The organism is Streptomyces sp. NPDC059524, assembly GCF_042749255.1.
In the GTDB taxonomy this organism is placed as follows: Bacteria; Actinomycetota; Actinomycetes; order Streptomycetales; family Streptomycetaceae; genus Streptomyces; species Streptomyces xanthii.
The window spans coordinates 1-12,735 of the sequence record NZ_JBHYTK010000194.1; the positions used below are offsets into that span (position 1 = coordinate 1).

A 12,735-nucleotide genomic window follows, 5' to 3' on the forward strand; every position below is an offset into this window, starting at 1 on the left:
GGGAAATGCGACGCGCAGCGTCTGCATTTCAGGGGCGCGGGGAACTGCGCGGCCAGCCCCCACCGGGCCCGCAGCCGCCGGCGACCTACGGCCGCAGGGACATTCCGCGCTGCACCCCGGGACGGTCGAGCTTCCGGTCATGCGCGGCCAGCGCGGTCGTGCCGGACAGGCCCGCCCAGTCGAGGATGCGCGCCGTGGCGAGCTCCTTGTCGGCCGGCTCGAGGGCTGCCACGTTCGCACCGTGGTTGGCGTGCGGGGCGTGCATCACGTAGGAGTCACGCGCGCCCTTGCCGAGGCGGAACGGCTCGGCGCCCCACGGGTCGTTGTCGCCGTACACGTACAGCATGCGGGTGGCGTTGTGGCGCACCCAGCTGTCGACGTCGCGCATCGCGGACGGCTCGAACTTCATGGGGATGTCGCGCGGCACGAAGTTCCGCGGCGGCTGGTAGCCGTAGCGGGACAGGTCGGCGACCCACGGCTGCTTGATGTCGGGCGAGCCGAGCTGCGTGCCCGCCTGGTAGTAGTACGGCGTGTACTGGGTCAGGCCCTGGTCGGCGTAGGAGGCCCAGCCGCCGACCTCGTCGACGTAACTGAACAGGTCGTCGTCGGAGACGGTCGCGGCGTCCGGGACGTCGGCGCAGGCGGACTCGGGCTGGTACTGCCAGAAGCCCCAGAACAGGTCGAGGACGGTCGCCTCGTAGGCCTTGTCGACCGAACCGACCGTGTTCACCGTGTAGTTGTTCGCGTCGAGGAAGTCCTTGTACTTCTTCTCGAGCGCGTCACGGCGCACCAGCGTCTCGCGCTGCACCTTCTGCAGGGCGACGCGGCAGTCCTTCGGGCCGACGTTCGCGAGGAAGGTGTCGTAGGCCGAGTCCTCCTTGTTCACGACGTCGTTCGGGGCGACGTAGGCGACGACGCCGTCCATGTCGCGCGGGTAGAAGCGCTCGTAGTAGGTGGCGGTCATGCCGCCCTTCGAGCCGCCGGTCGTCAGCCAGTTCTGGCCGTAGATCGGCTTGAGCGCCTTGAAGATGCGGTGCTGGTCGCTCGCGGCCTGCCAGATGTTCAGCTTCGACCAGTCGGCGGGCTGCGGCCGGGACGGCGTGAAGAAGCGGTACTCCACGGAGACCTGGTTGCCGTCGACGATCCGGGTCGGCTCGCTGCGCGACGGGTTCGTCGACACGTTGTAGCCGCTGGTGAACATGACCGTCGGGCGGCTGACGTCCTTGTGCAGCACGGTGATGCGCTGCTGGAAGGTGCCGGCCTTCGGGTTCCGGTGGTCGACCGGCTGCGTGTAGTTGAGGACGAAGTAGCGGTAGCCCGCGTACGGCTTCTCCTCGATCAGGCTCATGCCGGGTACGGCGAGAAGCCTGTCCTTGATGTCGGTGGCGGCGGCCGTTGCCGAGGATTCCTCGGCGGCGGTCGCCGTCGATATCCCGGCCGCGCTCGCGGTGCCGATGAGCACCACGAGCGACAGCAGCCATCTGAGCGCTGTGCGCATGCACCCTCCCCTGGAGATTCACAGATGCGCCCCGGAAACTATCGGAGCAATTCCTGCACCACCAGAGGTATTTGGTGTTCGCTCAGGATCATGTCATGACCGGATGAGGTGCGACCTCAGCACAGGATCCAGCCGGTTCGGGTGGATTTGCCGCCTACGTGTCCCGTCACCCGGACGCAGCGGTGACCGGCGTGGACGGTGACCGGACCGGCGTGGTGGGTGAAGTCGCCGCGGTCGACGACGGCCCGGCTGCCGCGCGCCTGGACGCCGACGGACATGCTGCGGCGGGGCCCGGCGGACTTGGCGAGGGTGACGGCGCAGACGTAGTCACGATTGCGGTAGACGACGGTCTTGCCGGTACTGAACGACAGACTGCGCACCTGGTGTCCGGGGCACAGCGCGGCGGCCTGGGCGCTGCCCGCGAACGGCCCGCCGAGCAGCAGCATTCCGGCGCCCGCGAGCACGGTCAGCGCGTACGTACCCGCGCGGCGCGCCCCGCGTATGCCGTCTCCCTCACCTCTCGCCACCGCGGCCCCTCCCGTCGCGTTCGCACCAGGGTACTGATGTACGGACGCGGGACACAGGGGCGACGGTTGCGGAATCGCGCCTTCAGGACACCCGCCTTCAGGACGCGCCTCACGAGGACGGGCTCCCTCAGGACGCGCCGGCCACCGCCTCGTCGATGTCCTCGTCGGTGTCCTCGCCGATGAACGTGCGCCACAGGCGGGCGTACTTGCCGTCCAGGCGCAGCAGCTCGTCGTGCGTGCCGTCCTCGGCGACGCGGCCGCCGTCCATCACCACGACGCGGTCCGCGCGGGCCGCCGTCGTCAGGCGGTGCGCGACGACGAGCGTGGTGCGCTTGCCGGCGAGGCGGTCGGTCGCCTGGTTGACCTGCGCCTCGGTGGCGAGGTCGAGGGCGGCGGTCGCCTCGTCGAGCAGCAGGATGTCGGGGTCGACGAGTTCGGCGCGGGCCAGCGCGATCAGCTGGCGCTGACCGGCCGACAGATTGCGGCCGCGCTCGGCGACCTCGTGCAGATAGCCGCCTTCGAGCGTCGCGATCATCTCGTGCGCGCCGACCGCGCGTGCCGCCGCCTCCACGTCGGCGTCGCTCGCGCCGGGCCGCCCGTACGCGATGGCGTCGCGGATCGTGCCCTGGAACAGGTACGCCTCCTGCGGGACGACGCCGAGCCGGTGCCGGTACGCGGTCAGGTCGAGGTCGCGCAGGTCGGTGCCGTCGACGGTGACACGGCCCGAGGTCGGGTCGTAGAACCGGGCGACGAGCTTGACCAGCGTGGACTTGCCCGCGCCGGTCTCGCCGACGAACGCGACGGTCTGCCCGGCCGGGACCCGCAGGTCCACTCCGGTGAGCGCCGCCTCGTCCGTGCCGTACGCGAAGTCGACGTCCTCGAAGGCGATCTCGCCGCGCAGCGACAGCACGTCGAGCGGCTCGTGGGCCGCCTTGGTGGAGGTCGGCTCGCGCAGCAGCTCCTGGATGCGGCCCAGCGAGACGGTCGCCTGCTGGTAGCCGTCGAAGACCTGGGAGAGCTGCTGGACCGGGGCGAAGAACAGGTCGATGTAGAGCAGGTACGCGACGAGCGCGCCGGTGGTGAGGGTCGTCGCGTCGACCCGGTGCGCGCCCACCACGAGGACGGCCGCGGCCGCCACGGAGGAGAGCAGCTGCACGAACGGGAAGTAGACCGAGATCAGGAACTGGCCGCGGATGCGGGCCTCGCGGTAGCTCGCGCTGCCCGCCGCGTAGCGCTCGAAGCCGTCCTGCTCACGGCGGAAGGCCTGCACGATGCGCAGTCCGGACACCGACTCCTGGAGGTCCGCGTTGACCGCCGAGACCCGCTCGCGGGCCAGCTCGTACGCCTTGACGCTGGCGCGGCGGAAGAAGAACGTGCCGACGATCAGCGGCGGCAGCGTCGCGAACACGACGAGGGCCAGCTGGACGTCGATGACGAGCAGCGCGGCCATGATGCCGAAGAACGTGACGACGGAGACGAAGGCGGTGACCAGGCCGGTCTGCAGGAACGTCGACAGCGCGTCGACGTCCGTCGTCATCCGGGTCATGATCCGGCCGGTCAGCTCGCGCTCGTAGTAATCGAGGCCGAGCCGCTGGAGCTGGGCGAAGATCTTCAGTCGCAGCGAGTAGAGGACGCGCTCGCCGGTGCGGCCCGTCATGCGGGTCTCACCGATCTGCGCGGCCCACTGGACGAGCACGGCGACCAGGCCGAGCGCGGCCGCCGCCCAGACCGCGCCGAGCGCGAGCTGTGTGACGCCCTCGTCGATGCCGTGCCGGATCAGGACGGGCAGGGCGAGGCCGACCCCCGCGTCGACCGCGACGAGGGCCAGGCTGACGAGCAGCGGGGCGCCGAAGCCGCGCAGCAGGCGGCGCAGTCCGTAGCTGTCCTCGGGGGTGACGGCGCGGGCCTCGTCGACGTCGGGGGTGTCGGCGGCCGGGGGCAGCGCCTCGACCTGCGCGAGCAGTTCGGGCGTGGCGGGCATCCCGGCGAGCGCGAGGTCCTTGGGCTCCCGGTCCCCCGTCCACAGCCTGGGGGTGACGCCGCGCTCGGCGTCGTACTCGGCGTCCAGCTCCGCCCGTACGGAGGTGTCCTCGGGCTCCTCGTCGGCCCGCGGGGTGAGGTGGCCGGGCGAGACGCCGCCCAGCTCGTCGGGGTCGGTGAGCAGACGGCGGTAGAGCGCGGAGCCGGCCTCCAGCTCCTCGTGGGTGCCGATCGCGGCCAGCCGGCCGTCGTCGAGGACGGCGATGCGGTCGGCGAGGCCGAGGGTGGAGCGGCGGTGCGCGATGAGGAGGGTGGTGCGGCCGGCCATGACCTGGCCGAGCGCCTCGTGGATCTCGTGCTCGACGCGGGCGTCGACGGCGGACGTGGCGTCGTCGAGGACCAGCAGGCGGGGGTCGGTGAGGATGGCGCGGGCGAGCGCGATGCGCTGGCGCTGACCGCCGGAGAGGGTCAGGCCGTGCTCGCCGACCTTGGTGTCGTAGCCCTCGGGCAGCTCGGCGATGAACCGGTCGGCCTGCGCGGTGCGCGCCGCCGCCTCGATCTGCTCGTCGGTGGCGTCCGGGGCGCCGTACGCGATGTTGGCGCGGACGCTGTCGGAGAAGAGGAAGGAGTCCTCGGGGACGAGGCCGATCGCGGCGCGCAGCGAGGACTGGGTCAGCTCGCGCACGTCGTGGCCGCCGACGAGGACGGCGCCGCCGGAGACGTCGTAGAAGCGGGGCAGCAGCAGCGAGACGGTGGACTTGCCGGAGCCGGAGGAGCCGACGACGGCGAGCGTCTCGCCGGCCCGGATCTCGAAGGAGAGGCCGTCGAGGACCTTCCGCTCGGCGTCGGCGTAGCCGAAGGAGACGTCGTCGAACTCGACGGTCGCGGGCGCGTCGGCGGGCAGCTCCTTGCGGCCGTCCTCGATCGACGGCTCGGTGTCGATGAGCTCCAGGACGCGCTCCACACCGGCGCGGGCCTGCTGGCCGACGGTGAGGACGACGGCGAGCATGCGGACCGGGCCGACGAGCTGGGCCAGGTAGCTGGAGAAGGCGACGAAGGTGCCGAGGGTGACCTGGCCGCGCACGGCGAGCCAGCCGCCGAGGGCCAGCATGGCGACCTGACCGAGCGCGGGGACGGCCTGGAGGGCGGGGGTGAACTTGGCGTTCATCCGGATCGTGCGCAACCGTCCGGCGAACAGCTTGCGGCCGACCTCGCGCAGCTTCCCGGTCTCCTGGTCCTCCTGCCCGAAGCCCTTCACGACGCGGACGCCGCTGACGGCCCCGTCGACGACCCCGGCGACGGCGGCGGCCTGCGCCTGCGCGTACCAGGTGGCGGGGTGGAGGCGGGAGCGGCTGCGCTTGGCGATGAACCACAGGGCGGGGGCGACGGCCAGGGCGACGAGGGTCAGCGGCAGCGACAGCCACGCCATGATCACGAGGGAGATCAGGAAGAGCAGGACGTTCCCGATGGTCATCGGGAGCATGAACAGCAGGCCCTGGATGAGCTGGAGGTCGCTGGTGGCGCGGCCGACGACCTGGCCCGTGGACAGCTCGTCCTGGCGCCGCCCGTCGAGCCGGGTGATCGTCCCGTACATCTCGGTGCGCAGGTCGTGCTGGACGTCGAGGGCGAGCCGGCCGCCGTAGTAGCGGCGGACGTAGGTGAGGACGTAGACGACGACGGCCGAGCCGATCAGCAGGCCGGCCCACACGCCCATGGAGCGGGTGTGGTCGCCCACCACGTCGTCGATGATGACCTTGGTGATCAGCGGGACCAGGGCCATGACGGCCATGCCGCCGAGCGACGCGCCGAGTGCGAGCACGACGTCCTTGGGATACCGCCACGCGTATCCCGCGAGTCTCCCCGCCCAGCCCCGTTCCTGCGCCACTGCGCGCCGCCTCCCACTGCCTCGTTCCATGTCCTGATCTGCCGAAGGGCCAACAAGGGGGGCGGGCGATTTCATCCCGGCGCAACAATCCGGCGCGGGCGGACGGGGCCCGGCGGGGCCCGGCGGCACCCGGCCCGTGGTTTTGACTGCACACGATCACCCCGTCTCGTTCACCCATTCTCTACGTGTTCATGTCACGCTCCGGATGACCGCAGTCAACCCGCGTAGAACGGACGGACACCCCACATGCCCGGAACGCGCATACGCACACTGGCCCTCGCGGCGGCCGCCGTGCTCGCCGCAGTGACCCTGCCGACGACCACCGCGGCCACGGCGAACGCCTCCACCGCGTACGACGACACCTACTACCAGGACGCGCTCGGCAAGACCGGCCCCGAGCTCAAGTCCGCCCTGCACACGATCATCAGCAAGCAGACCAAGCTCTCCTACGACGGAGTCTGGAACGCGCTGAAGACCACCGACCAGGATCCGAACAACAGCAACAACGTGATCCTGATCTACAGCGGGGTCTCCCGCGCCAAGTCGCTCAACGGCGGCAACACCGGCGACTGGAACCGGGAGCACGTCTGGGCCAAGTCCCACGGCGACTTCGGCACCACCACCGGCCCCGGCACCGACCTGCACCACCTGCGCCCCGAGGACGTGACGGTCAACTCCATCCGCGGGAACAAGGACTTCGACGAGGGCGGCAGCGCCGTGCCGAACGGCGGCGGCAGCCTCACCGACGCGGACTCCTTCGAACCGCGCGACGCCGTCAAGGGCGACGTCGCCCGCATGATCCTCTACATGGCCGTGCGCTACGAGGGCGACGACGCCTTCGCCGACCTGGAGCCCAACGAGTCCGTGGACAACGGCAGCGCGCCCTACATCGGCAAGCTCGCCGTCCTGAAGAAGTGGAGCGCCGAGGACCCGCCGGACGCCTTCGAGAAGAACCGCAACGAGGTCATCTACACGACCTACCAGCACAACCGGAACCCGTTCATCGACCACCCGGAGTGGGTCGAGTCGGTCTACTAGGACCACCGGGACCGGTAAGGCCGTCGAGTTCGCGCCGGGCGGCGGCCGCGTCGGACCTGCGGCCGCCGCCGTCGAACAGCGCGATCGCCTCGCGCAGGGCGGCGGCCGCGTCCTCCTTCCGGCCGAGGTCGGCCAGCGTGCGGGCCAGGTCGCGGGTGACGACGGCCTCACGGGCGGGGACAGCGGCCGCGCGGAACGCCTCGCGGGCCCGCACGTACGCCTCGGCGGCCTCCGTGTACCGGCCGAGCCGGCGCAGGGCGGCGCCCAGGTTGCGTCCGGTGCGGCCCTCGCGGTCGTGGTCGCCGGTCTCGCGCATCAGGGCGCGGGCCCGTTCGTTGGCGGTGACGGCCTCCTCGTAGCGGCGCAGGTGGACCAGGGCCACACCCAGGGCCCCCTGGGCGACGGCCTCGCCGTGCCGGTCGCCGGTCCGGGTGGCGGTCCGCGCCGCGAGCTCCGCCAGCTCGGCCAGTTCGTCCGTGCGGTCGGACACGGAGACCAGATAGCGGTCCAGGAGGCGGGGCAGTTCGATAGCGAAGGAGGGGCGCAGCACACTCGCGACGCGGGCGGCGTCCAGGAGTCCGGCTGTCTCCGCGTCCAGCCAGCGCAGCGCCGTCTCCCGGTCGGGGAACCCGAGGGCCGCCGGGTCCTCCGCGTCGGGCCGCAGGTGGACGACGGCCGCGCGCAGCCGCTCCTCGAAGCGTTCGAGCTGACCGTGCACCGGGTGATCGTCGTCGGCCCCGCCCGCCTCCTCCACCCCGCGCCGCAGCGGGCCCCAGCCGGCGGGGACGTGCCCGCGCGGCAGGGCGACGAGCTCGGCCAGGCTGCCCTCGAAGTGGGGCAGGCGGCCGGCCAGTTGCTCCCAGAAGCCGGGGCCGAAGCGGCGCGCGACGCCGGTGAGGAGCTCGGCGCAGGACGTCCGCCAGGTGTCCTCGTCCCGGACGGCGGGCGCCTGGTCGCGGCCGTAGAGCAGGGCGGTGCTCGCGGGCCGGGCCGCGGCGAGCACCTCGGCGTCGTCGAGCACGCCCGCCGAGCGGACGGTGTGGATCAGTCCGCGCGCCGCGCTGTAGTAGGCCCAGGTGCGGGCGGACGCGGGATCCGACAGGCGGGCGAGCACCAGGCGGGCGGCGTCGGGCCCCTGCGCCGCCAGGGCGTCCGGGTCGCCGAGCAGCGCCTCGCCCAGCTCCGGGGGGAAACCGGGGCGGGAGGCGAGGACCCACAGCACGGGCTCCGGAAGCGGTCGGGCGGCGTGGGCCGCGACGAGCAGGGCCCACGGGGTCGCCTCCGCGGCGGTGCCCTCCCGGGCGCTCCAGGCGTCCAGGACGAGCTGGGCCTCGACCGCGTCACCGGCGGCGCGCAGTTCCCCGGCCAGGCCCCCGGTGGGCTCACGCGCCGGGAGGCGGGCGGCCAGGGCGCGGCGCAGGTCCTGCCGGGTGCGCGCGAGGCCCAGCAGGTAGTCGTCCCGGTACGGGTCCTGGCCGAACAGCCAGGCGGCGACGGCGGCTTCGGGGCCGCGCCGGCCCCGGACCACGTGGGCCCAGCGCGCGAAGGGCGGGCGCGGAGCGGCACCGGCCCGTTCGAGCCGCGCCAGGGCGTGCCGCAGGAGGACGTCTCCGGTGCGGACGCCGTCGGGGCCGACGCAGCGTGCGGCCGACCGTTCCAGGGCGTCGTCGTCCAGGGCGGCCACGAGGTCGGCGAGGACGCGCGGCGGCGCCTGGGCCAGCACCCGCAGGTCGAGGTCGGCGGCAGGGTCGTACGCGCCGAGCCCCTCGACGAACTCGCCCGGACTGCCCTCGTGGCGGGCCGCGCGCCCGGCGGCCGCGGCCGCCCGCCACGCCCGCCGGTCCTCCCCCAGTGCCTCCCGCAGTCCGGCGCCGAACGCCTCCCAGAACGCCAGGACGCGCGTGTGGTGCCGGGGCGCCGCGGTGTCCACGGCCGCCACCAGCCGGTCCAGGCGGTGCGTCGCGGCCACCACCTCCCGCGCGCCGTCCGGCGTCAGCAGGTGACGCTGGAGCGTGGTCCGCAGATCGGAGACGTGCGGCAGCAGCAACTGCCGGACACGGTCGGGCAGTTCACGGAACGGCACGACGGGATCCCGCCGCGGCCTGTTCCACTGGCGCCGCCCGTCCCAGTGCACGGCGCTCCCCGGCACGGCCGCGAAGCGGGCCCCGAGCCGGTTGGCCACCTTCAGGTCGAAAGGGACGAGCAGTGCGGCGGTGAGGTCGTCGGGGCAGTCGTGCCGGGCGATCAGGGCGCGCGCCTGCTCCGAGGTGAAGGGCTCGCGCGCGTGGGCGGCCGCCCACGCGTCCCAGTCCAGGGCGGTCCGGGCGAGCAGCCTGTCGCAGGACCTCACGCCCGCCGCCTCGCGGAAGAGGGGGAGCAGCCCCTCGTCGCAGGAGCGGAACAGCGCGGGCGGCGGGTCGTACACGGTCGCCGTACTGGCGACCGCGCTGGCGTCCAACTCGGCGTCGGCGCGCGCCCGTTCCCCGTCGGGCAGCAGCGAAGCCGCCCAGCGGAGCAGCCCCAGGTGATACGCGGCGCGCTGCCACCGGTCGACGCCACGCGGGGTTCTCGGCTGCGGAGGCACGAAGAATCCGTACCCGGTCGGGGTCTCCATCCCGGGATCGTAGATCGTGGCACCGACAAGGACGGATGCGACCGCCACCACACCCACGACCACCGAACGGGGACGCGCAGCGATGAACGACAAGAACCCGCACGACGCCGGGAACGCCTGGGAGAAATTCACGACCGGTCTGGCCGAGGAGCTGGTCGATCTGCCCGACGGGAGTGTCGTGGTGATCCGGGAGACCGCGGACAGCGGCCACAACCGCTTCGTGCAGTTCGTGCGGGAGGAGGAGCGCACCTACGCCGAGCTGGTCGGCGACTCCTACCTCGACCCCGCCGTCCGCGCGGGCGAGGAGGGCGCCCGGCTGATCAGGGCCGCCGGCTGGCGGGACCCGGACGCCGACGACTCCAGCCGCAACTGGCAGTTCGAACTCGTCCTGGCGACCACGGCCGAGTACCGGGCCCTGGCCGGCATGGCCGTCACCGGCCTGCGCGACGCGCTGCGCCTCCCGTCCCCCTCCGCCCTGACCTACCAGATCTGGAACGAGAAGCCGGGCGTCGGCTCCCTCGACCTGTACGCCCTGGGGCTGCCGCGCACGGAGTAGCGCGGGCCGGCGGGCTCAGTCGCCGTACAGCTCCGGCCGCCGGTCTCCGAACACGTCGTTGTGGGCGCCGAGGCGCTTGTCGCGGGACTGGGGGAGGTCGCAGGAGGCGAGGAGGAGGGTGGGGCCGTCGGTGGGGGTGCGGCCGGCCAGGGGGAAGCCGTCGGGGTCGGTGATGATCGAGCCGCCGGTCCAGCGGACTCCGCGCTCGTCGCCGGCCCGGTCGCAGGCGGCCACGTACATGCGGTTGACGGCGGCGTCGGCCTGGACGCGGACGGCCTCGGCGGGGCGCTCGCCCTCGGGGCGGGGGAAGAGGGGCCAGTTGACCGGGGCGCAGAGGAGGTCGGTGCCGGCCAGGGCGGCGAGGCGGACCCACTCGGGGAACTCGAGGTCGTAGCAGACCATGACGCCGACCCGGCCGACGCCGTCGATGTCGACGACGGGCGGACGCTCGTCGCCGGGGACGAAGAACTCCTTCTCCGTGCCGAAGAGATGGGCCTTGCGGTAGACAGCGCGGACGGCGCCGGTGGGGTCGATGACGACGGCCGAGTTGCGCACCTGGTCGTCCTCGTCGAGCTCCGCGAGGCCCGCGACCAGGGTCACGCCGTGGCGGCGGGCGGCGGCGGACCAGGCGGCGACGGTCGGGCCGTCGACGGGCTCGGCGAGGGCGCGGGCCTCCGCCGGGGACTCGAAGACGTAGCCGCTGTTGGTGAGTTCGGGGAGGACGACGACGCGGGCGCCCGCGTTCGCGGCGGCCTCGATCGCCTCCTCGGCGGCGGCCAGGTTGGCCGCCACGTCTCCCACATGGAGGGCGAGCTGGGCGCAGGCCACGGTCGTCGTCATCACAGAGTTCTCCATCATCCCAGGTGCGTCGGGGCGAACATGCGGAGCAGGGCCGGGAGCACCACCACGTGCGGGCCCGGCGCGGACAGGGCCTTCGCCAGGTCGTCGCGGAGCGTCCCGGGGCTCGTACGGACGGCCGGGACGCCGAAGGACTCGGCGAGGGCCACGTAGTCGGGGCGGCTCAGCTCGGTGGCGGTGGCCTGGCCGAAGGCGTCGGTCATGTACTCGCGCAGGATGCCGTAGCCGCCGTCGTCGACGATCAGCCAGGTGACGTCGAGGTCGTGCTGGCGGGCGGTGGCGAGCTCGGCGATCGAGTACAGGGCGCCGCCGTCGCCGGAGACGGCGAGCACGGGCCGGGTGGGGTCGGCGACGGCCGCGCCGAGCGCCGCGGGGAAGCCGTAGCCGAGGCCGCCCGCGCCCTGCGCGGAGTGCATGGCTCCGGGCCAGGCGGACCAGGCCCAGTAGGCGAGGATCGTCATGTCCCAGAAGGAGGGCGAGCCGGCCGGGAGCGCTTCCCGGACCGACCTCAACACCTGCTGTTCCAGGGTCAGTTCCTGTGCGTCGATCCGTTCGCGTACGGCGTTCAGGACCGCCGCGACCCGGGCGGGCGCCGTGGGGTCGGTGCGCTCCGGGACCGTCTCGGCGAGGGCCTGGAGGGCGAGGCGGGCGTCGGCGTGGATGCCGAGCGCGGGGTGGTTGGACTCCAGCTTGCCCGCGTCGGCCTCGATCTGGATGACGCGGCCGCGCGGGGCGAACGTGTGGTAGTTCGAGGAGAGTTCACCCAGTCCTGAGCCGACGACGAGCAGGACGTCGGCGTCCTCCAGGAAGTCGGTGGTGTGACGGTCCTCCAGCCAGGACTGGAGGGACAGCGGGTGCTCCCAGGGGAAGGCGCCCTTGCCGCCGAAGGTGGTGACGACGGGGGCGTCGATCCGCTCGGCGAGCGCGCGCAGCTTGCCCGCCGCGTCGGAGCGGACGACGCCGCCGCCCGCGATGATCGCCGGGCGCTCCGCCTTCGCGAGGAGGTCGGCGGCGACGGCGGTCAGCTCGGGGCGGGGCACCAGGTCGCGGGGCGTGGCGTCCATCGCGGTGACGACGGGCAGCGTCGTCGGGGCGAGGAGCACGTCCTGCGGGATCTCGACCCAGACCGGGCCGTGCGGAGCGGTCAGCGCGGACTCCCAGGCCGCGGCGATGGCCGACGGGATCTGGGAGGCGGTGCGGACGGTGTGGACGGACTTGACCACGTCCCGGAAGGAGCCCTGCTGGTCGCGCAGCTCGTGCAGATAGCCGTGGCGGCCGCCGCCGAGCCCGGCGACGGGCACCTGGCTGCCGATGGCGAGCACGGGCGCGGAGGCGGCTGCCGCCTCCTGGAGCGCGGCGAGCGACATGAGCGCGCCGGGGCCGGTCGAGAGCAGCAGTGGGGCCACCTCGCCGGTGATCCGGCCGTACGCGTCGGCCGCGAACCCCGCGTTGTTCTCGATGCGGAGTCCGACGTAGCGCAGGTCGGAGCGGCGCAGCGCGTCGAACATGCCGAGGGCGTGCTGCCCCGGCAGGCCGAACACGGTGGACGCGCCGAGGCCGTGCAGCGTCTCGACGACGAGGTCGCCGCCGTTGCGTCCTTCGGGTGGGTTGAGCGCGGCCTCGGTCTGCGCGGCGGTGGGCGTCAGTTCCAGGTCGTGGTCGTGCGTCATTCCGCCTCCGCGGGTTCGGGTCTGCGCCGGCTCGCCGTAGGGGGGTGGGTCGAGTCGCGGCTGCGGGCCGGTGGGGGCTGGTCGCGCAGTTCCCCGCGCCCCTGGAGGC

The 12,735-nt window shown here is 73.3% G+C and carries 8 protein-coding genes; 2 read left to right on the plus strand and 6 right to left on the minus strand.

The annotated features are described in order from the left end of the window. Positions 1-85: 85 nt before the first annotated feature. From ACFW9D_RS34450 to ACFW9D_RS34460, 3 genes are all read right to left on the minus strand, one after another. Complete coding sequence (locus tag ACFW9D_RS34450; protein ID WP_384628670.1) at positions 86-1,498, minus strand: S28 family serine protease; 1,413 nt, start codon at positions 1,496-1,498, stop codon at positions 86-88. A gap of 116 nt (positions 1,499-1,614) precedes the next feature. Beyond that, positions 1,615-1,944, minus strand: coding sequence for a hypothetical protein (locus ACFW9D_RS34455; protein WP_223206429.1), 330 nt, complete (start codon positions 1,942-1,944; stop codon positions 1,615-1,617). A gap of 208 nt (positions 1,945-2,152) precedes the next feature. Continuing rightward, positions 2,153-5,890: an ABC transporter ATP-binding protein gene (locus ACFW9D_RS34460; protein WP_384628672.1), complete on the minus strand. Its 3,738-nt coding sequence runs from the start codon at positions 5,888-5,890 to the stop codon at positions 2,153-2,155. A gap of 246 nt (positions 5,891-6,136) precedes the next feature. Here ACFW9D_RS34460 and ACFW9D_RS34465 point away from each other — a divergent pair, with 246 nt between their 5' ends. After that, positions 6,137-6,928, plus strand: a complete 792-nt coding sequence (locus ACFW9D_RS34465; protein ID WP_384628675.1) for an endonuclease I family protein — start codon at positions 6,137-6,139, stop codon at positions 6,926-6,928. Here the strand turns inward: ACFW9D_RS34465 and ACFW9D_RS34470 are convergent. Continuing rightward, positions 6,891-9,542 carry a tetratricopeptide repeat protein gene (locus ACFW9D_RS34470; protein ID WP_384628678.1) on the minus strand — a complete coding sequence of 884 codons (2,652 nt, stop codon included), beginning with the start codon at positions 9,540-9,542 and terminating at the stop codon, positions 6,891-6,893. The two genes, ACFW9D_RS34465 and ACFW9D_RS34470, sit on opposite strands and share 38 nt — an antisense overlap. 82 nt (positions 9,543-9,624) lie before the next feature. On the opposite strand from ACFW9D_RS34470, the gene ACFW9D_RS34475 reads away from it, so the two are divergent. Beyond that, positions 9,625-10,098, plus strand: coding sequence for a hypothetical protein (locus ACFW9D_RS34475; protein ID WP_384628680.1), 474 nt, complete (start codon positions 9,625-9,627; stop codon positions 10,096-10,098). Positions 10,099-10,113: 15 nt separating this feature from the next. On the opposite strand, the gene ACFW9D_RS34480 is transcribed toward ACFW9D_RS34475, so the two are convergent. After that, on the minus strand, positions 10,114-10,938 hold the full coding sequence (locus ACFW9D_RS34480; protein WP_384628683.1) for a nitrilase-related carbon-nitrogen hydrolase: 825 nt from the start codon (positions 10,936-10,938) through the stop codon (positions 10,114-10,116). Between the two features lie 14 nt (positions 10,939-10,952). After that, positions 10,953-12,626 carry a thiamine pyrophosphate-binding protein gene (locus ACFW9D_RS34485; RefSeq protein WP_384628686.1) on the minus strand — a complete coding sequence of 558 codons (1,674 nt, stop codon included), beginning with the start codon at positions 12,624-12,626 and terminating at the stop codon, positions 10,953-10,955. Positions 12,627-12,735: the final 109 nt, after the last annotated feature.

Bases quoted from the DNA above. Each gene is read 5' to 3' on its own strand.
- ACFW9D_RS34480 (WP_384628683.1), bottom strand. From the start codon at position 10,938: ATGACGACGACCGTGGCCTGCGCCCAGCTCGCCCTCCATGTGGGAGAC.
- ACFW9D_RS34485 (WP_384628686.1), bottom strand. From the start codon at position 12,626: ATGACGCACGACCACGACCTGGAACTGACGCCCACCGCCGCGCAGACC.
- ACFW9D_RS34470 (WP_384628678.1), bottom strand. From the start codon at position 9,542: ATGGAGACCCCGACCGGGTACGGATTCTTCGTGCCTCCGCAGCCGAGA.
- ACFW9D_RS34465 (WP_384628675.1), top strand. From the start codon at position 6,137: ATGCCCGGAACGCGCATACGCACACTGGCCCTCGCGGCGGCCGCCGTG.
- ACFW9D_RS34455 (WP_223206429.1), bottom strand. From the start codon at position 1,944: ATGCTGCTGCTCGGCGGGCCGTTCGCGGGCAGCGCCCAGGCCGCCGCG.
- ACFW9D_RS34475 (WP_384628680.1), top strand. From the start codon at position 9,625: ATGAACGACAAGAACCCGCACGACGCCGGGAACGCCTGGGAGAAATTC.
- ACFW9D_RS34450 (WP_384628670.1), bottom strand. From the start codon at position 1,498: ATGCGCACAGCGCTCAGATGGCTGCTGTCGCTCGTGGTGCTCATCGGC.